At 39.6% G+C, this 20,677-nt stretch carries 18 protein-coding genes; 12 read left to right on the forward strand and 6 right to left on the reverse strand.

Translation table 11 applies throughout. The features are described 5' to 3' along the window. Window positions 1-145: 145 nt before the first annotated feature. Window positions 146-889, reverse strand: coding sequence for a deoxyribose-phosphate aldolase (gene deoC / locus J8L73_RS14400; protein ID WP_211018068.1), 744 nt, complete (start codon window positions 887-889; stop codon window positions 146-148). Window positions 890-1,171: 282 nt separating this feature from the next. Between deoC and cysG the strand changes: the two genes are divergently transcribed. Genes cysG through cysQ form a run of 6 tightly spaced genes read left to right on the forward strand, consistent with a single transcriptional unit; the run spans window position 1,172 to window position 8,134 of the window. Continuing rightward, window positions 1,172-2,599, forward strand: a complete 1,428-nt coding sequence (cysG, locus tag J8L73_RS14405) for a siroheme synthase CysG (protein WP_211018070.1) — start codon at window positions 1,172-1,174, stop codon at window positions 2,597-2,599. A 49-nt stretch (window positions 2,600-2,648) separates the two neighbouring features. Beyond that, a complete protein-coding gene (gene cysD / locus J8L73_RS14410) occupies window positions 2,649-3,548 on the forward strand; it encodes a sulfate adenylyltransferase subunit CysD (RefSeq protein WP_211018072.1) in 900 nt (299 codons plus the stop codon). Beyond that, window positions 3,548-4,972, forward strand: coding sequence for a sulfate adenylyltransferase subunit CysN (cysN, locus tag J8L73_RS14415; RefSeq protein ID WP_211018074.1), 1,425 nt, complete (start codon window positions 3,548-3,550; stop codon window positions 4,970-4,972). Before cysD ends, cysN begins: the two co-directional genes overlap by 1 nt. Window positions 4,973-5,003: 31 nt before the next feature. Further along, a complete protein-coding gene (locus J8L73_RS14420; RefSeq protein WP_211018076.1) occupies window positions 5,004-6,728 on the forward strand; it encodes an SLC13 family permease in 1,725 nt (574 codons plus the stop codon). A gap of 32 nt (window positions 6,729-6,760) precedes the next feature. Beyond that, window positions 6,761-7,354, forward strand: a complete 594-nt coding sequence (gene cysC, locus J8L73_RS14425) for an adenylyl-sulfate kinase (protein WP_211018077.1) — start codon at window positions 6,761-6,763, stop codon at window positions 7,352-7,354. 9 nt (window positions 7,355-7,363) lie between these two features. Then, window positions 7,364-8,134: a 3'(2'),5'-bisphosphate nucleotidase CysQ gene (cysQ, locus tag J8L73_RS14430; RefSeq protein WP_211018086.1), complete on the forward strand. Its 771-nt coding sequence runs from the start codon at window positions 7,364-7,366 to the stop codon at window positions 8,132-8,134. Window positions 8,135-8,229: 95 nt separating this feature from the next. Here cysQ and J8L73_RS14435 read toward each other — a convergent pair whose 3' ends face one another. The 4 genes from J8L73_RS14435 to J8L73_RS14450 form a co-directional block, all read right to left on the reverse strand. Continuing rightward, the gene (locus tag J8L73_RS14435) at window positions 8,230-9,423 is read right to left on the reverse strand and encodes a DUF6575 domain-containing protein (protein WP_211018088.1); all 1,194 of its coding nucleotides are present in this window, start codon (window positions 9,421-9,423) and stop codon (window positions 8,230-8,232) included. Next, on the reverse strand, window positions 9,416-9,832 hold the full coding sequence (locus J8L73_RS14440) for a hypothetical protein (protein WP_211018090.1): 417 nt from the start codon (window positions 9,830-9,832) through the stop codon (window positions 9,416-9,418). Before J8L73_RS14440 ends, J8L73_RS14435 begins: the two co-directional genes overlap by 8 nt. Window positions 9,833-10,175: 343 nt before the next feature. Continuing rightward, window positions 10,176-10,973: an alpha/beta hydrolase gene (locus J8L73_RS14445; RefSeq protein WP_131692505.1), complete on the reverse strand. Its 798-nt coding sequence runs from the start codon at window positions 10,971-10,973 to the stop codon at window positions 10,176-10,178. A 159-nt stretch (window positions 10,974-11,132) separates the two neighbouring features. Beyond that, on the reverse strand, window positions 11,133-11,495 hold the full coding sequence (locus J8L73_RS14450) for a hypothetical protein (protein WP_096793895.1): 363 nt from the start codon (window positions 11,493-11,495) through the stop codon (window positions 11,133-11,135). A 458-nt stretch (window positions 11,496-11,953) separates the two neighbouring features. On the opposite strand from J8L73_RS14450, the gene J8L73_RS14455 reads away from it, so the two are divergent. From J8L73_RS14455 to J8L73_RS14470, 4 genes are read left to right on the forward strand one after another with little or no spacing between them, the layout of a single operon-like run. Continuing rightward, complete coding sequence (locus tag J8L73_RS14455; protein WP_008133429.1) at window positions 11,954-12,631, forward strand: phosphoribosylanthranilate isomerase; 678 nt, start codon at window positions 11,954-11,956, stop codon at window positions 12,629-12,631. Window positions 12,632-12,689: 58 nt separating this feature from the next. Further along, window positions 12,690-13,394 carry a uracil phosphoribosyltransferase gene (gene upp / locus J8L73_RS14460; protein WP_232224803.1) on the forward strand — a complete coding sequence of 235 codons (705 nt, stop codon included), beginning with the start codon at window positions 12,690-12,692 and terminating at the stop codon, window positions 13,392-13,394. Next, complete coding sequence (locus J8L73_RS14465; protein WP_211018092.1) at window positions 13,391-14,305, forward strand: EamA family transporter; 915 nt, start codon at window positions 13,391-13,393, stop codon at window positions 14,303-14,305. Before upp ends, J8L73_RS14465 begins: the two co-directional genes overlap by 4 nt. 11 nt (window positions 14,306-14,316) lie before the next feature. Then, window positions 14,317-15,450, forward strand: a complete 1,134-nt coding sequence (locus tag J8L73_RS14470; protein WP_149613627.1) for an alkene reductase — start codon at window positions 14,317-14,319, stop codon at window positions 15,448-15,450. A 376-nt stretch (window positions 15,451-15,826) separates the two neighbouring features. On the opposite strand, the gene J8L73_RS14475 is transcribed toward J8L73_RS14470, so the two are convergent. After that, window positions 15,827-16,333, reverse strand: a complete 507-nt coding sequence (locus J8L73_RS14475) for a MarR family transcriptional regulator (RefSeq protein ID WP_188085234.1) — start codon at window positions 16,331-16,333, stop codon at window positions 15,827-15,829. A gap of 227 nt (window positions 16,334-16,560) precedes the next feature. Here J8L73_RS14475 and J8L73_RS14480 point away from each other — a divergent pair, with 227 nt between their 5' ends. Next, the gene (locus J8L73_RS14480) at window positions 16,561-20,439 is read left to right on the forward strand and encodes an amino acid adenylation domain-containing protein (RefSeq protein WP_211000928.1); all 3,879 of its coding nucleotides are present in this window, start codon (window positions 16,561-16,563) and stop codon (window positions 20,437-20,439) included. 9 nt (window positions 20,440-20,448) lie between these two features. Beyond that, window positions 20,449-20,673 (forward strand): tautomerase family protein, encoded by a 225-nt coding sequence (locus tag J8L73_RS14485; RefSeq protein WP_247655302.1) that lies wholly within the window; start codon window positions 20,449-20,451, stop codon window positions 20,671-20,673. Window positions 20,674-20,677 lie beyond the last annotated feature (4 nt).

Raw genomic sequence — 20,677 nt, forward strand, 5'->3', positions numbered from 1 at the left:
AGTGGATGCCTATTATACTTACGCAAATCATTTACACAAGCCTAAAAGATACCCACATAGGAAAATCTAATTAATTAATTCCATTATTGTTTCGCCTGCCAAACATTTACCCTCTTATTTAAAGGCATGGTGCTTAATTTACTGTTTATTTTTCTAATACTTCATACACATCACTTAGTAAGCTTGAGGCACCAAACCTAAAGGTATCAGCCTGTAAGTAGTCATGACCCATTATTGTACATGTTAGTGCTAAATAGTCCTTTGCATCGGCTACTGTTTTAACACCGCCAGCTGCTTTAAAGCCTACGCGCTTACCTGATTGCTTGATGGCACTAAGCATCACTTTTGTTGCTTCAAGCGTTGCATTGACAGCCACTTTACCTGTGCTGGTTTTTACAAAGTCGGCACCACCTTGAATAGCTAAGTTAGTAGCCTTTGTGATTAACTCATCCGTTTTTAGCTCGCCGGTTTCTATAATTACTTTTAATTGGGCCTGTGTGCCGCAAGCTTTTTTACTTTGCTGTATATATTCAAGCACGGTGTTCTCATCGCCGGCAATAAGTGCTTTATAGGGTATAACTAAATCGATTTCATCGGCGCCGCGCTCAATAGCAATAAGCGTTTCGTTTATTACGTCGCTAAGCGGTGCATCGCCCGTTGGGAAGTTAGTAACCGTGGCTACCTTAATGTGGTTAAGCTCTCGTGCTGCTAACGTAATTTTTGCATCGTCCACAAAATCGCTGTAAACACATACCGCAGCAGGCGTACCTAACGTGGGATTTATGCTATTTATAAGCAGCTGAATATCGCTCGTAGTATCTGAGCTATTTAAGCTCGTTAAATCCATAAGTGATACAGCTAATTGAGCGTTATCATATTGTTCAGTCATAAGTAATCCATTTATTGGGCAATAAATTAATGTTACTGCCATAGTAACAAATTAACGTAATCTCGCTATAGCTCATAACCAAACACTATAAGCCGTTATTTTGCTTGTAACTCTTTCCAATCCCTTGTTAAATAAGTCTTAGGCCTAAAAGGGCTACCTATTATAACTTTTGGTTATATCAACTTGGTTTTAATTATTTTTTACTTATTGATAGCCGCTATATTCTGCTTATCATAATAAAGCGTTTTCTTATATTTGAATTTGTTTAGGGGTCTTATTAACGTGCAGTATTTACCTATCTTTACCAAACTCGACAACAAACCAGTATTGGTTGTTGGCGGTGGAGAGGTCGCATTACGCAAGTGTCGCGCGTTTTTAAAAGCGAGAGCAAGCGTTACTTTAGTAGCACCTTGGTTTTGCGATGAACTAAAAGAGCATGCACATAATAATGAAGTAACGCTTATTGATGCTTATTTTGATGAATCGCATCTCGATGGCAAAATGCTTGTTATTGCAGCCACTGACCGTGATGAAGTAAACAACAACGTATTTGAACTTGCCAATGCCCGCAATGTGTTTGTAAACGTGGTTGATGACCAACCTAAATGCACGTTTATATTCCCATCGATTGTTGACCGTGACCCAATCACCATTGCTATATCAAGTGCAGGCACTGCGCCGGTACTTGCGCGTCGTTTACGCGAAAAGCTCGAAACCCTTATTCCGCATCATATTGGCCCACTTGCAACACTTGTAGGTGGCTTTAGAGACAAAGTAAAACAACGCTTTAAACATTTTTCAGACCGCCGCCAATTTTGGGAAGGCGTGTTCGACTCATCTGTAGTGAGTAAAGTACAAACCGGCGATACCCAAGGTGCACAGCAGCAACTAGAGCAAATGCTAGATGCTAAAGCAGAACCTGAAGGCGAAGTATATGTAGTAGGTGCAGGCCCTGGCGATCCAGAGCTTTTAACACTTAAAGCACTGCAACTTATGCAACAAGCCGATGTGGTTGTATACGACTTTTTAGTCTCTGACGAAATTATGGAACTAGTGCGCCGCGATGCTGATCTTATTTGTGTAGGCAAACGTTTAGGCGATCATAGTGTTGTTCAAGACGACACCAACCAAATGTTGGTCGACCTTGCCAAACAAGGCAAAAAAGTGTGCCGAATTAAAGGTGGCGATCCGTTTATTTATGGTCGTGGTGGCGAAGAAGTACAAGTACTGGCTGCTAACAACGTAAATTATCAAATTGTACCCGGCATTACAGCTGCTGCAGGTTGTAGTGCGTATGCGGGTATTCCGCTAACGCATCGTGACCATGCGCAAGCCATTCAATTTGTAACTGGGCATTGTAAAAAAGACGGCCAAGAACTTGATTGGCAATCGCTAGCAAAAGCAAATCAAACGCTTGCTATTTACATGGGCGTAATTAAATCGCCGCATATACAGAGCGAGCTTTTAAAACATGGCCGCAAAGCCGACACACCAGTCGCTATTATCGAAAACGGTACACGTAAAAATCAGCGTGTAGTAATAGGCCAATTAGGCGAACTTGCCGACTTAATCCAGCGCAACAGCATTATATCGCCTGCGCTACTCATTATTGGTGAAGTAGCCGCCCTGCACTCGCAACTCGCGTGGTTTGGGGAAAACGAACAAACAAGCAGCTTTGCACAGCCGCTAACAGATGTATCAAATACATAACCGAATTTTAAATTTGTAACTTTTAATCATTTTAGTAGGACGACTAACAATGGCTTTAACTCACCTTCAGCAACTTGAAGCTGAAAGTATCAAAATCATGCGCGAAGTCGCCGCTGAGTTTGAGAACCCAGTAATGCTTTACTCTATTGGTAAAGATTCGTCGGTACTTTTGCACTTAGCGCGTAAAGCATTTTACCCTGCAAAAATTCCGTTTCCGTTATTACACGTAGACACCAACTGGAAGTTTCGTGAAATGGTTGAGTTTCGCGACCGTATAGCTAAAGAATACGGCTTTGATCTACTGGTACACAAAAATCCAGAAGGCATTGAAATGGGTGTAGGCCCGTTTACGCATGGCTCGGGTAAGCATACCGACATAATGAAAACCCAAGGCTTAAAACAAGCACTTAACAAATATGGTTTTGATGCTGCATTTGGTGGCGCACGCCGCGACGAAGAAAAATCACGCGCAAAAGAGCGTGTTTACTCGTTCCGCGATAAACACCACCGTTGGGACCCTAAAAACCAGCGTCCTGAGCTTTGGAACACCTATAACAGCCAAGTTAATCCGGGCGAAAGCATTCGTGTTTTCCCGTTGTCTAACTGGACTGAGCTTGATATTTGGCAATACATTTATCAAGAAAACATCGAAATGGTGCCATTGTACCTAGCTAAAGATCGCCCAGTAGTTGAGCGCGACGGTACTTTGATTATGGTTGACGATGAGCGTATGCCTCTTAATGAGGGTGAAGTACCGCAAATGAAATCTGTACGTTTTCGTACATTAGGCTGCTACCCACTGACTGGTGCAGTTGAGTCAACAGCCAGTACTTTAACCGAAATCATCGAAGAAATGCTGCTATCTACGTCATCTGAACGTGAAGGTCGTGTTATTGACCATGATTCAGCCGGTTCAATGGAGAAGAAAAAACGTGAGGGGTATTTTTAATGTCTAGCCAAAATAACGATACATTTAACGAAGTAAAAGAAATAGGCATAGACGCCTACCTAGCACGCCAGCAAGATAAAAGCTTATTACGTATGCTTACCTGTGGCAGCGTAGATGACGGTAAATCAACACTGATTGGCCGCCTACTGCACGACAGCCACCAAATTTATGAAGATCAGCTAGCTGCCCTTCATAAAGATAACGAAAAAGTAGGTAACGCAGGTGAAGATCTTGACCTTGCATTATTGGTTGATGGCTTACAAGCTGAGCGTGAGCAAGGCATTACCATTGACGTAGCGTACCGTTACTTTTCAACGGCTAAGCGTAAATTTATTATTGCCGACACACCAGGGCACGAGCAATACACGCGCAACATGGTAACGGGTGCATCAACAAGTGATGTCGCCATTATTTTGGTTGATGCGCGTTACGGCGTGCAAGTACAAACCAAGCGCCACAGCTTTATTTGTGACTCGCTGGGCATTAAGCAGTTTGTTGTAGCGATTAATAAAATGGATATCGTTGATTTTGACGAAACCGTGTATGAAAAAATTAAGGCCGATTACCTTAAATTTGCTGAGCAACTTAACGTATCAAACATTAAGTTTGTGCCTATGTCGGCGCTTAAAGGCGACAACGTAGTAACGCGCTCTGCTCATACACCGTATTACACCGACAAGCCGCTACTTGAATTACTAGAAGATTCGCCAGCAGCCGAAACAGATACCGGCTTTGAAGCGCGTCTACCAGTGCAATATGTGGTTCGTCCTAACTTAAACTTCCGTGGTTTTCAGGGCACACTGACATCGGGCAAGATACACGTAGGCGATGCTGTAAAAGTATTACCGTCGGGTAAAACATCAAGCATTAAAGAAATTGTGACCTTTGATGGCAACCTAGATAGCGCACAAGCAGGCCAAGCAATTACCGTTACCCTAAATAACGAAATTGATATTAGCAGAGGCGACGTAATAGTCCCTGCAAATTCAACGGCCTTGGTTACTAACCAGCTGCAAGCTAAAATTGTGTGGATGCATGAGTCGCCATTAGTATTAGGTAAAAGCTATAATCTAAAACTAGGCAGCAAAAACACCTCAGCTATTGTTACAAAAATTGATTACACAATTGATGTAAACACGCTTGAGCACGGCACTAGCGACTCATTACAGTTAAACGAAATTGCGATTGTAACGCTTGAACTAACCGAAACTATTTTGGCAGACGAGTATCACAGCAATCACGAAACAGGCTCGTTTATCCTAATAGATCGCTTATCAAACCTAACGGTTGCTGCGGGCATGATTGAGCAAGTGCTGCAAAGCCAAGCACAGCAAAGTAACTTTAGCGAATTTGAAGTTGAATTTAACACCTTAGTACGCAAGCACTTCCCGCATTGGCAAGCGCTTGATATTTCTAAGTTATAAGTTAACTTTAGCCTGTTAGGAATTTAAAAGCATGGTAGAACAGCTCGTTTTAACAGGCATTATGCTTACCTTAGTCGGGTGCCTTTTTGGCACCCGTATTAATCCAGCATGGTTATTTGTAAGTGCCATTGGTACTGGTTATTTAACCGGATTAATTGATCTTGAAAGCATGTTAGTTAATTACGCTAACCCGTCGCTTATTACCTTGGTATTACTGGTATTAGTGTCGATTGCAATTGAAAAAACCACCTTAATTCAAAAGTTAGCGCAATCACTATCTAAAGGTAGTTTAGTAAAGTCGGTTACAAAATTGGGGTTATCAACCGCCTTTTTATCGTCGTTTACTAACAATACCGCTGTTGTTGCATCGCTTATTACTGCCATAAAAGATAACCCTAATCACTCTCCTTCAAAGCTATTATTACCGCTGTCGTACACGGCTATTTTGGGCGGCACGATTACACTTATTGGTACATCAACCAATTTAATAGTGAACGGCTTTGCAGTCGATGCGGGCATGAAACCGCTGGGCTTTTTTGACTTTACCTTAGTGGGTTTAGGCGCGTTAAGCGTAGGCCTAATTACCATTTTAGTAATGCTTAAATACTTACCCGACAACGGTAAAACCGATCAGGAAGTCGTGCCTTTTTACCTAGAAGGTAAAGTACAAGCAAACTCAAAATTAATAGGCCAAACCGTTGAAGAAAACGGCCTGCGTGATTTAAAAGACTTATTCCTTGCTGAAATTATTCGCGATGGCAGCCGCATTTGCGCAGTCACCCCGCAGCAAATTATTCAACAGGACGACGTGCTGCTTTTTGTAGGTGACATAAAATCGGTGCCATTACTTACCCGTTTCGACGGCTTAAAAGTCGTGCACGAGAATCATCAAAAAGACATAGAACACTTAGTAGAAGTCGTTGTAAGTCAGTCATCAAAATTTATTGGCAAAACCGTAAAAGAAGCCCGCTTTAGAGAACAATTTCATGCAGCCGTTATTGCCATTCGCCGTGGGCACGACCGCTTACAAGGCGGCCTTGGGCAAGTGCAATTACAAGCTGGCGACTCGTTAATACTCGCACCAGGCAAAAATTTTTACAGCTTGCCTAATTTAAAGCGCGAATTTGTATATATATCGGGCTTTGACTTACAAGCCCATCTTGCACCTAGGCAATCAAATATTGTGCTACTAAGCTTTGCCGCAGTACTGGGTTTAAGCATTGTTGGCATAGTGCCGCTGGTTAAAGGCTTATTGGTATTACTGATTGGCTTAATGCTCAGTGGCACCATAAAACTTAACGAAATAAAACGCCGTTTTCCGCTCGAGTTACTCGTGGTTGTAGGTAGTGCCATTGGCCTTGCTAAATTAATGATAGGCACCGGACTTGCCGGACAAATATCCAGCGCCCTATTTATGGTACTTGGGGATTTTGGCCCGTACGGCGCGTTTATAGCTATATTTTTAATGACCGTATTATTTACCGAGCTTATTACTAATAACGCAGCTGCTGCCTTGTCGTTCCCTGTTGCTTACTCGCTCGCAGTTGGTTTTAATGTAGACCCGCTACCGTTTATTATGGCGGTTGCCTTTGGCGCATCAGCCAGCTTTATATCCCCATTTGGTTATCAAACTAATCTAATGGTTTATAGCGCGGGTAACTATCGCTTAAAAGATTACATAGTAATGGGGTTACCCCTTTCTATTATTTATTCAATCACGGTATTAACCCTGATCCCGCTGGTATTTCCTTTTTAATACTGGCGCTTACAGCATAAGAGACATTCACTATGGATGAAAATATAGTTTGGCATAACTACGCAACTACAAAAGCACAGCGTAGTGAGCAAAAAAAACATAAGCCCGCTATTTTATGGTTTACCGGCTTTTCAGGCTCTGGCAAAAGCACTGTAGCAAACGCACTAGAAGCAGCGCTTAATCAGCAAGGTACGCACACTTACCTGCTAGATGGCGACAACGTACGCCACGGCTTATGTAAAGACCTAGGCTTTAGCGACGAAGACCGTATTGAAAACATACGCCGCGTAGGCGAAACCGCTAAACTAATGACCGACGCTGGCTTGTTAGTACTTACTGCATTTATATCGCCTTTTAGAGCAGAGCGCGACATGGTGCGCAGCTTAGTAGACGAAGGCGAATTTATCGAAGTATTTATCGACACCCCACTTGATGTGTGCGAAAGCCGCGATCCTAAAGGCTTATACAAAAAAGCTCGCGCAGGAGAGATAAAACACTTCACCGGTATCGATTCAAGCTACGAAGTGCCAAGCAATCCAGAAATAATTTTAGATACAAGTAAAAACACTCTAGACCAATCGGTTACACAACTGATAACGTATCTAAAACAAAAGAACATAATATAGGTTAACCCCATGAACCAAACCGAACTGCTAGAAGAAACCCTTATCCTTGCCCGCGAAGCAGGCCAAGCAATAATGGGGATTTACGAAAAGGATTTTAACGTTGAGTACAAAGCCGATGAAAGCCCCGTAACCGATGCCGACTTAGCAGCTCATAAATTGATTGTGGCAGGGCTACACCAACTCACCCCCAACATTCCAATACTCAGTGAAGAAAACGCTGACATAAGCTGGGATGTACGCCAAACGTGGAAAAGCTACTGGTTAGTTGACCCAATCGACGGCACTAAAGAATTTATTAAAAAGAACGGTGAATTTACCGTAAACATCGCCCTAATTAAAAACGGCATTCCTATTTTAGCCGTAGTAGATGCACCCGCCCTTGGCGTATCGTACTTAGCCGCCGAAGCCATTGGCGCATTTAAAGATAAAGGCGATGAGCGAATTGAGCTTAAAGTAACCACCAAACCTAATAAAGGGTTAATTCGTGTTGTAGGCAGCCGCTCGCACCCATCACCCGATTTAGCCGAGTTTGTAAAACGCTTTGATGAGGTTGAAATGGTGTCTAAAGGCAGCTCACTAAAACTATGTTTAGTCGCTGAGGGCAGCGCCGATATTTACCCACGCTTGGGCCCAACCTGCGAATGGGATACCGGAGCAGGCCATGCAATCGCCGAAATAGCCGGTGCTAAAGTTACTAAGCTTGATGGCAGCCCGCTTTTATATAACACTAAGGATGAGTATTTGAATCCGTATTTTGTAGTGAGTGCGATAGAAGAGTAAGAGCAGTTTTGAGTGGTTAGCTATCAGTTGTCAGCAAGACAAGTGATAGCTTAACGTTATTCTATATGATGAGGAAATGCTCACAAATTGACTTGTCAGCTGTCTTTTAAAGCCACGAGAACCCATTTGATAGTTTCATCGCCTGAAGATGACTTTGTTTCGATTAACTTCTTTAAGGTCACTATGTAATTATTGTTAATTATTGCGTGTTCGATATCACCGATTGCTTCTATTGAAACCTTACCTGAATAGCTGACATCTGTTTCAACTTCTGAAATTTCGTAGCGTTTAGTTCGGACATTAATACCTATGAGCTTAGCTTTAATCTCTACTGATTCGGACATTTGTACATCAATTTTATCAACTATTGAATGAGCCTTTTCTACTTGCGCTTTTGTGAGTTCCAACCTTCCGCCGTGCGCGCTATTAGGTGAACCCCAATCAAATTTCACACCTGAACCTAGCCTGTTGATTTCTTTTAATAAACTTCTATATTTTGAAGCTACCCGACCTTTAAGGAGGTGTAATTTATTACTTAAGTTATCTTCATTATCTTGAGCTGATAATAGTCCTAGCAGCTCATTAATAGCTCTTCCAGACAAGGAATCGTCAAACAAATCACTTACATGTGCAGATTTAAATTGAATCCCAAAAGAACCTTCAAATATTTGACAGGTATTTAGCCTAGTTTTTTGCAGAATATCTGCTGAGATGGCGCCCTTAAGTGGAGGTGTACCATTCTCACAAAATTGCCCTAAGGCATCAACTAGCTCCTGAGTAGAAAGTAAGATATTACCTAAACTACGTGAACTTAATTCAGGCAACTGAGTGTCCCAAGGGTAAAGATGGAAATTAAAGGTTTCTCTCACAGATGATACGGCAGCAATTTTTGGATCTACTTCCCCTAGACCATAATGCTTAACCTTGCATTCAATTTTTAATCTAGTTTCAGGAATCGGTAAGTCATCTGCTGTTAACTGCTCCGGTAGAATATACTCAAACCTTGTATCGCCATTTGTATTAGTATAAACCTTAAACAAGTATTCATTTTCAGGCTTCGAAAAGACTGTGTGTAAGCATAACCGTTGATTAATAAGCTCTTTAATGCGATCTGGAGAAATTGCAACATATAACCATTCAAACTCTTCATAATCATCGAAAATTGACAGTCCTAAATATAAAGCACCAGTTTTTGATTTAGCACTGAAGAGACGAGGAAACTCATAAAACTCAAACGTATCAAGTAATATCAATTCGCCCATAGGTGTTTTTTTAGGCAAATCAAACATTGGATAACTCACTTTCTTTAATAACTACAAAGAGCTTTTCTGGTTCTAAAATTGATTTAGGCATCCACCATGTGCAGTGTCTTTTAGAAGAGGAAGAAGGAGTATCCCCTAACATACCAAAATTATCAGAAATACTGGCTTTTGATACTTTCTTTTTACGTAGAGCAGGAATTGCATTCCTCATTTCTAAAACCCCTAATCTGCACTTTACTACAGAAAGACCTCGAGCCTGACAAGCCTTATCTCCCCAATCTTTTGTAGGATTCGTGTCATAATATGATTCGAAATCCTTAGGAACTGGATTGCTACGATTGATAAATCGATACAAATCACCAGTGTGATAGTGAGCCATATTAGGCGGACACTGCTCTGGATAATGATCGGGGTACTGATCTAGTAAACTATTCATATTTCCCTATATTCTTTATGATTTTACAGATTATATTTGCCGTCGTATTGTACAGTACAAATTTAGAGCTGTTAAGAAGAGAACCTATAGATACCTAACAGCTTTATCAGAGATCAATTTTTACTATTTTACGTAAAAAAACCATATTTCATGGGCTTCTATTATTAGCAAAAGTGTAGGTTATTGCCAATTATATTCTTTAGCATCCTTTAGTTTCAGGGCTTGTTTTTAGTGTATGGCGAAAGTCAAAAAGAATGACTTGATCCAATTTGCTAATGATGACTGTTATAAGTTTTTTACTAAGTACTTGCCACTAATTGAATGCTTTTTAGAAGCGGTAACCCTAGCGATTTTGCTGGGCGATAAACGCAAGCGAGTGCTGGTTGAATAAGTCTGGGCGTTCCACATTGCAGACATGGCCACAATGGTGAATAGTTTGCAGGACGCTATTTTTATGGCGCTTTACCATTTCTTTAACAGGGCCAAGGAACATGTGATCTTCTTTACCCATTATGTAAAGAATGGGTATATCAATATCTTTTTCTTTGAAGTATTGCATTAAAGGGTTTACGTCCATGGCTAATTTAAACCACTTTATAAACTCTTTTTGGCATAAGCGTTTTGCTTCGCGAACAAACAAAAGTCGAGATTCTTTATGGCGCTTTTTGGGCATCATAATAAAAGCAAATAAACGATACAGCCACATATAAGGTAAGAAGTGTTTAAACGTATTCCCTAAATAAACTAGTGTATTACTGCGGGTATTAAAGCGGGTTACCGCGCCACCTAGCACCATGCTAGAAACATATTGCGGCGCAATTTCAGCAATATTGCGAATAAGAATGGTGCCCAGTGAAATGCCAACAAAGTGTGCGCTGGGGATATTGTTATGATCTAACACATCAATAATATCTTTAGAGACCTTATTGAACGAATAGTTATTATCAACAAAGTTTTGTACTAAGTTATTTGATTTACCGTGACCACGAAGATCGAGCAACAACACATTATATTCTTTTTTATAGGCTTTAAGCTGACGAAACCAAATTGCCGAGCTACCTCCTGCGCCATGAACAAATACAACCCATGTTTTACTGGTTTCGTGTGGGAAAATAGTATGAAAAAGAATGTCTTTGCTCATTGCTGTTAGTGGCCTGTTTACTTCATTTGGCATATTCAATTGCAAGAAGTATAACGGAGTTTAATAAAAATCTCTCATGAAGTTCAGATCAATAGCTTCTACTTAACAACTTTTCGGAGCAGATTTTGATTTTTAAATAAAAACGACTCGCTTCTATTCTCAACGTATTTTAGGCGCTTGCCCGTGAAAATCTAAATACAGTTTTTTAAGTTTGTCAGGAACAAGTGGCCAACCGATTTCAATTCCAATGGGAGTGGCCTTGCAAAATAAGTGCTCAACGTAATAAGTGTCTATGTACTCAAGTTCAGCAGGACTTGCAGAGTCTAATTTTAGACTCATATATGACAAGTGCTTTAGAGCGTTGGTGACTTTATTTTCGTTGAATGCAAAAGTTGTTAAGTTTGCAAACTCTTCCATGCGAAAAGCAAGCGCCCAACTTTCGTGTTTATCCATTAGCGGGATCACATCTGGAAACTTACATTGTATATCCTTAATGAATCTTATTATTTCTTGCTTTTCCATATACTCCCTTGCTGCACATAGTTATACAAATGCCATTGTACCAGCTAAAAATAATTTGGTGGGCCACGGACAAAGCCAACTGTTCTTGTCCGCGTTTACGACCTCGTTAACTTAACGTTTTGATAACCATACCCACACCATATAATTTTTTAAATGCCTAAATATTGTTTTTATTTAAGACTTACGCTCAATACGTTAAGTTTTTTTAAGGCCGCAAACGATTTTTTAGTAAGCTTCCAATCGCCTTGCACCACTTCAAAAACCAACTTAAACTATTGCTTATGTTAACTTTTTAAATAATTACGATATAAAAATATCAGTCTTCAGCAACTCTATGAAACAGCTAAACGTATATTAATTTAATATCTTCATATAAAGATACTTGACACAAAGTTAATTCTTACATATCTTTACTTCGAGATTCTTTACAACCCTTTAACTTTAAATTGGAGAACATTATGAAAAACATTATTCAAGTAGCTGGCATTATCGACCGAGAAGAAGCAAATCTAATGCTGGAGTCTGGCATTGAGTGGCTTGGCTTTCCTTTACGCTTACCTTCTGGAAAAGATGATATTTCTGAAACAGATGCAATGAGCATTATTAAAGGCTTAAGTGAGCCTCAAGCCGGTGTGTTGATTAGCTATATGGTAGATGCTGAAGAAGTGAGCGGTTATTGCAGTGAGCTAGGTGTAAAAGCAGTTCAACTACACGGTGATATTAGTGTGGCAGAAATGAAAAAGCTTAGAGAGCTGCGCCCTGATCTTTTCTTATTAAAAAGCCTTGTTGTGAAAGAAGACAATGCTGAAGAGCTGTTAGAAATTGTTGATACCATGGCTGACTTTGTTGACATGTTTATCACTGATACGTTTAACCCTAAAACGGGTGCTAAAGGCGCTACTGGTTTAACGCATAACTGGGACGTAAGCGCTGAACTTGTTAGACGATCTCCAAAACCTCTAATGATGGCTGGCGGTTTAACGCCTGAAAATGTAGCCGATGCAATCTATAAGGTTAAACCTGCCGCAGTTGATTCACATACGGGATTAGAAGGTAGCGACGGCAGAAAAGATGCCGCTAAGGTGAAGAAATTCATTCGCGAAGCTGAAAAAGCATTTTCGGAGATCAATGCTTAATATAATTCACTGCCAGATTAACACCCCTAATCTGGCAGACTCAAATAGGGAGAGCGTTATGAATGCAAATCAAGTTATTCAAATATATAAAGAAGACTCACAAATACTCTCAAGTAGTGTGATCGAGTTACCGCAAACAAATAGACTAAAATACCTGCATGCAAAAATGCGTGACAAGGTAGCTAGTAAAAGCCAATTCATTTTTTATGCTGATCAAGTGTTTCGTCTGCTGATTGAAAAAAGCTTAGAATTAGTACCATTTAAAGATCTCGATGTAACTACTCCCGTGGGAGAAACATACAAAGGCAAGCAGTTTGCAGATCCAATATGTGCCGTTTCTGTGGTTCGTGCTGGTGAAAGTATGGAAAATGAGCTGCGTCATATTGACTTAAAAATTCCCATTGGAAAAATTTTAATACAACGCGATGTCGTCACAAAATTGCCAACTCTTTATTATTCAAAACTTCCGGATCATATCGCTAAATGTCGCGTGCTGATATTCGAACCTATGTTGGCGACAGGCGGCTCTGCAATTTGTGCTATTCAGGTGCTTATAGATGCTGGTGTTTTAGAAGAAAATATCATTTTTGTTAATCTTTTGTGCTCCCCTGAGGGGATTCAAAAAGTTACTCAGCAATTTAAGAAAATTCAAATAGTTACGTCTTCAATTGAAGAGTATCTAAATGGAAACGCATTTATGATACCTGGAATTGGCGACTTCGGAGATCGCTACTTCGGTACGACCGATGTGGGGGCCGTATGACAAATAAACAACTAATACTTTGGATGTTAGTTGCTATGATTGCCCCAACAATTTGGGGCAGTTCATACATAGTAACGACCGAGCTATTACCGCCAGATATGCCTTTAATGGCGTCAACACTTCGTGCTTTACCTGCTGGTATTTTATTGGTACTGATTGGTCGAAAGCTACCTAAAGGCATCTGGTGGGTGCGTTCTATCGTGCTTGGCATACTTAATATTGGTGGCTTTTTTTACTGTTTATTTGTAGCAGCCTATCTATTACCCGGTGGTGTAGCTGCACTTGTTATGTCGTGCCAACCTATCATAGTCATGATACTTGGTGCGCTACTCTTTAAAGATACCCTTAATTTAAGGCAATTTATTGCTTGTGCAATTGCGGCTGTTGGAGTCGCGATGTTGGTCTTAGAACCAAATATGAATTTACCTGTTCAAGGTGTTATGGCAGGTTTAATTGGTGCCGCTTCAATGGCCACGGGAATAGTATTAACAAAAAAATGGGGCAAGCCTGCTGACGTTAATTTATATACTTTTACAGGCTGGCAACTCGTTGTAGGTGGATTATTTTTACTCCCGATTGGATTAGTACAAGAAGGCTTACCTAGTAACCTAACAGTGGACAATATAATTGGTTATTCCTACTTAAGTATCATTGGCGCCTTGTTCGCTTATATAGTTTGGTTTAAAGCTATTGAAAAACTGCCAGTTGTTACGGTGTCTTTTATATCGTTTGCAAGCCCAATCTCAGCAACATTATTGGGTTATTTTATTCTTTCGCAAAGGCTAACGATGAGTCAAACATTAGGCGCAGTCATTATTGTATTAGCCATTGTTATATCTCAAGTACAGCTGTTTAAAAAATCAAGTTCCAATTTTAATCTGGAACCACCATTAAACAAAAAAACTAGTTAAAGGAAGTAAACATGGACAACTTATTTACAGAAGCTCGTTTTGGGAAAATCAACGCAAGCAATCGCTTTGTAATGGCACCAATGAGTAGAAACAGGGCAACAGCTGAAGGATTAGCAACGCCTCTTATGGCAACCTATTATGCTCAAAGAGCAACAGCTGGGTTAATTATTTCTGAAGGTATTCAACCTAACCAAGTTGGTCAAGGTTTTATGAATTCCCCAGGGCTACATAATTTACAACATGTGAAAAGCTGGCAGCCCATTACTGAAGCAGTACATAAAAGGGGAGGCAAAATTGTAGCTCAATTGATGCATTCTGGTCGTATTGGGCATCCTGAATTATACCCCAGTGCTCATCAATCAATAGCGCCTTCAGCAATTAAAGCTGCCGGAGACGCTTTTACACCAACAGGGCCAAAGAGCTACCCTACACCAAAAGAAATGACGTTAGATGAAATTACAGCAACCATTGAAGACTTCGCAAAATCAGCTGAATTAGCGATTCAGGCCGGTTTTGATGGGGTAGAAATACACGCGGGAAATGGTTTTTTACTTCACCAATTTATGGCAAGTAATACAAATAATAGAGCCGATCTATTTGGTGGTAGCGTCAAAAACCGTTTAAGATTTACGCTAAAAGTAGTGGCGGCTGTTACACAAGCTATTGGTGCTAAAAGAGTCGGTATTCGTATTTCTCCCGACAATACTTACAATGACATTATTGAACAAGACAGTGAAGTGCTCTACCAAACTCTTATTAGTCAGTTGCCAACTGATCTGGCGTATTTGCATATTATGGAAGCGGCTAACCGTGAGCACACCCAGCAGATCCGTAACCAATGGTTAGGTAAGCTTATATTAAACCCTCACAAATCTTGGCAGGATGGCCCTGTAACCCCTGCTATTGCATCAGATGTGTTAAATGAAAATTTATGCGATGGTGTGGCATTAGGGGCACTCTTTTTAGCAAACCCTGATTTGGTAGAACGTACTAAGTTAAATGCTTCTTTTAATAATGTAGATCCCGATACGTTTTATGGTGGCGACGAAACCGGTTATACCGATTATCCTACAATGGTAGATAAAAGTGCATCGCTATCTGAGAAACAAAGTGAATCTATATTAGAGCGTGTTGAGCTTTCGTGATTAATTTTGCAGCTGTAGGTTTGGTAGTTAGGCGAGGCAGAGTTTATGTCGTGTGATTATTATTCAACGTAAATAGTTGATAATGCTGCGTAAGTTCAAAATATCCGTAGCCCTTAGGTTCGTCCTAGGGGCGATTTACTCTTTGCTGCTACATGGATGTAAATAAAAGCCGTGAGTAGGGCGCGGAAGCTTTGCGCTAATTTACTTATTCTTACATAAAGATAAGTTAGTAAGGTGATGCAGGAGCGTTACCAAACCTACCAAGTTACAAACCTCGCGCCACGATTAAATCGCTCCTCGATTGAACAAATTTTAATCCACAAAGATCAACATGCCCTAGATAGAACAAATTTTGCTCCTGAAAGGCCAACTGGCCTTATTTATAAGTAGAGCTAGAAAGGCCTAAAAGTAATTTTTTAAGTAATACTGCGAGTTGCTGCTGCTCCGACTTATCTAAAGGTGACAATAAAGACTGCCCTTTTGCGATATGCTCCTCTACAACCTGATCAATCAATTGGAAACCTTTCTCTGTTAAAGACACCATAACGCCTCGACGGTCATTAGGATCAGAGCTGCGTGCAACCAAGTCTTTAGCTTCTAGTTTATCGATACGGTTTGTCATTGAGCCTGAGGTTAGCATTAATGTCTGCAATAGTTGGTTTGGACTCAATGTAAACGGTTTTCCTGAACGCCTAATTGTCGCTAATACATCAAATTCGCCACCATTGAGGCCAAAACGGCCAAATACAGTTTGTAATTCTTTGCAAAACATTGCATCGGTACGAACGAGTCGGCCCATAACTCCCATAGGTGAAGGGTCTAAATCAGGTCTTTCTTTATTCCACTGGGCTATAACGACGTCAACAAGATCATTTTTCATCATATCTACTACTCTAATTTAAATTGATAAACCAATATAACTCACAACAACCTCTACAACAAGACTCATCACAACAAGCATCTTCACATAAAGATACTTGACATTAAGATTGTATGTATTATCTTTTACCTAACTTTGTTACATGAGAGTTATGTGTGGTACTCATTTTTAACAAGGCAATTCAAAAATTAGTCATCTATAAAATTTTAAATAAAGGAATAGGCATAGAAATGAAACTACATAACCAACTAAATCGAACCGAAAACCTTGAGCAAGATCAGATATCTTTTTTGGGAGAAAGTGATACTCGAACATTGTTTGATTTAATTCAAAAGCAAATTATTGAAACACCTGATGAAACTGCAGTAATTAGTAACCAAGGAGATTGGAGCTATAAAATGCTGGATAAAAAATCAGCTAACATTGCCTCTTTACTCCATCAGCATGGTGCTAAGCAAGGTGAATATGTTGGTTTGTTTGTCGATCCATCGCCTGACTTAATTTTTGGTGTGTGGGGAGCTATTTATGCAGGATGCGGATACCTTCCACTGTCTCCTGAATACCCTGAAAAACGTATTAGCTATATGCTAAAAGACTCTAAAGCGCGCTTAGTTTTAACCCAAGCACATTTAAAAGAGCAAATTACTGCATTGGTTAGCAGCGACATTACTGTGATTTCAATAGATGATGTTGATGATAATACGTCATATTATGCGCCACTATCACAAGATAGCCTTGCTTATATGATTTACACCTCTGGAAGCACAGGTGATCCAAAAGGCGTCATCATTGAACATAGCAGTATTGTTAATCAGCTTCTGTGGCTAAAAGAAGAGCATAGCTTTAGCCAATCAACTCGTATTGTACAAAAAACGCCTTTTAGCTTTGATGCAGCCCAATGGGAGATTTTAGCTAATGCAATCGGTATTTGTGTTGTTACAAGTGAAGTAGGAATGTATCGCGATCCGCTTGCACTTATTGATTTAATCATTGAAAAACAAGTGACCGTTTTGCAATGTGTTCCTACCCTTTTACAAGCCTTGCTTGATTCGCCTTGTATTCAATTGTGCAACTCATTGTCTCACGTGTTCAGTGGGGGTGAAACGCTTACTAAACAGCTCGCCTTACAATTTTTTGAAACACTGCCTGAAAAAGATCTAATCAATTTATATGGGCCAACAGAATGCACAATAAATTCATCCAGCCATAAAGTAACGCCTCATACTTTAGAGCAAGCGTTTGATGCAATTACTATTGGTAAGCCTGTAGCCAATACTCACTACTATATACTTGATGAACAGTTAAACTTAGTTGATGAGGGTGAATCTGGTGAGCTTTATATTAGTGGTGTGCAGGTTGCTAGAGGTTATTTAAACCGTAACGATACAACGCTCGAAAGATTTATATCTAATCCTCACAATAGCGAGCCTATGCATAATACGCTCTATCGCAGTGGTGATATTGTAAAACGTGATAAAGAAGGTAACACACACTTTTTAGGTCGCGCCGATAATCAAATTAAATTACGTGGTTACCGTGTAGAGCTTGATGAAATTAGACTTGCCATTGAAAAGCATGATTGGATAAAAAATGCCGCAATGGTTGTAAAAAATGATCAGCGTACCGGTTTTCAAAATCTTATTGCATGCATTGAATTAAATCATCGTGAAGCCGCTTTAATGGATCAAGGCAAGCAGAGTGAACACCATCAATCTAAAAAAAGTAAATTACAAGTTAAAGCACAACTCTCTAATGCTGGATTTAGACAACCACAAGCGCTGTTAAACTTACCCGTATTTAATTTACCAAATAAAAACGCATCAAAAGAGCAAACTGAAACTGTTTTTGCTCGTAAAACTTATCGTTACTTTGATGGTGGAAATGTGTGTGAGCAAGAAATACTTAACTTACTCAAAAAACAAAAATCAGAGATCCCTACACGCCCTGTCAGCGCATTAGAATATGATGAATTTGGTCAAATCATGAGATATTTTGGCCAGTTTAAAAGCAAGCAACGCTTACTGCCCAAGTATGGCTATGCATCTCCAGGCGCCCTGTATGCTACGCAGTTATTTTTAGAAATACATAATTTATTTAATTTAAAATCGGGTATTTATTATTATCACCCTGAACTACATACCCTGCATCTTGTACGCTCATTAGCGCCTGCAAGCACGGTTAAATTAACTTGCCATTTTTTAGGTAAACAATCAGCTATAGAACCTGTATATCAAAATAATATATTAGAAGTTTTAGAAATGGAAACAGGCCATATGCTTGGCTTATTTGATCATATTTTACCTCAGTTTGGCCTTTCAATTGGCGCTGCTAGTTTTGACAATGAATACCAAGATTACTTAGCTGTTCACGAAGATGACGCCTACTTAGGAAGTTTTGATATTAGCCAACATAGCGAAACTGACTCGCTTTCAAATGTTGAGACCTTAGTGCAAATTCAAAATGTAGATGGTTTAAATTCAGGACAATACACCGTTCAAGATAATCAGCTGACACCCCTTTCTGATCAGCTAATTGAAAAGAAAAAAGTGATTGCCATTAATCAGCAAGTCTATGATAGAGCTTCTTTTGGTATTTCTTTACTTAATCATTCTACAACGGCTTGGCGACACTATATTGATTTAGGTCGTAAGTTACAGCAGTTACAAATGAACGACTTAAACATAGGTTTAATGTCTTCTGGTTATAGCTCAAAATCTGGTAATAATTTACCTTCAGCCAATCGTATTGAAGAAATTTTATCTGATGCGAACTGTACAATGAAACCATTTTATTTTTGCATTGGTGGAAAAATTTCAGAAGAGCAAAAGCGCAGTGAAGGTATGAAAGAAGACGCTATACATATGCGTGGCCCCCTTGAAATATTGAATCATGATTTACAAAATTCGCTACCTAGCTATATGGTACCTAATAAAATTATAACTTTTGCTGAATTCCCACAAACAGCGAATGGGAAAGTCGATTATCTCGCTCTAAAAAATTCAGAGAAACTTAATAATATTGAAAATAAGGCTGCCTACATTGAGCCTCGAAATAAATTAGAAGAGAAAATAGCTGATATTTGGCTCCATGTTATGAAATGGGACAAAGTATCAGTCCAAGATAATTTTTTTGAAAGTGGTGGAAACTCTTTAACAGCCGTTACATTTATGAATACTTTAAATAAAGAGTTGAGCATTAGTATCCCAATGCAAGCTATCTTTCAAGCCCCCACTATTGAAGCACTTGCTCTTTATATTAAGCAAAACGATAACAGCTCACATAGTCGGTTGATTAATTTAAATAACTCTACACAAAAATCGCGAATTTTCTGCTGGCCTGGTTTAGGTGGGTATCCAATGAGCTTAAAACCTTTAGCTGAAAAAGTGGCCGATGAAGCGACGTTTATTGCGGTGCAAGCGCATGGCCTTAATTGTGATGAAGTTCCTTACGATACAATACAAGAAATGGCAGAAGCTGATATCAAGCTAATCAAAAATGAGCAACCAACGGGTCCTTATACGTTATGGGGATACTCTTTTGGGGCGCGTGTTGCATTTGAAGTGGCGCATCAACTTGAAGCAAGTGGCGAGACCGTGGAAGCACTTTATCTCATTGCACCAGGCTCACCTAATCTACCTCAGTATTCACAAAAAGAGCAGACACCTTGTTTTACTTCTCCTGCATTTGTCACCATTTTATTTTCAGTGTTCTTTCAAAAAATACAAGGCCCGGTATTAGAACAATGTTTATCGACAGTGACTAATAAACAACAGTTTATTGACTTTGTATGTACGAATCATCGCACTTTGAATCGAGATGTTGTCAGTAAAATCATAGAAGTAGTAATGCGCACTTATGAGTTTAAATATACATTCACAGAGTTGCTTGAACGCCAAGTAAAAGCACCAAAAGTGATATTTAAAGCACAAGGAGATGATTATTCATTTATTGAAAACATTCCTGAGTACAACGAAAAAGAAGCGATAACACAACACTTACAAGCAGATCATTACGCATTATTAAAACATCAAGGTGTTGATGAGCTGTTTAATAGCATTGTGCAATCTCAAGGTTCTTACGAGAGCCATCGTTCATTATTAATAGCGTAAGGACGCAATATGCCGCATATCAACATACATTATTTTGATTCTCACGTATCCAGTTCCACCAAGAATAGGCTCGTGAAAAAAATTTCGGCACTGATAAGTAAAGAGTTTAAATGCAATAACGACTTTATTTCAATCGCACTGCATGCAGAGCAACCGAAAAATTGGCAACAACGTGTTTATAACAAACATATCATTCAGCAAAAACATAAATTAATTAAAAAACCAAATTATTAGAGGA

The sequence above is a fragment of the Pseudoalteromonas sp. MMG006 genome (genome assembly GCF_018101025.1).
Lineage (GTDB): Bacteria > Pseudomonadota > Gammaproteobacteria > Enterobacterales > Alteromonadaceae > Pseudoalteromonas.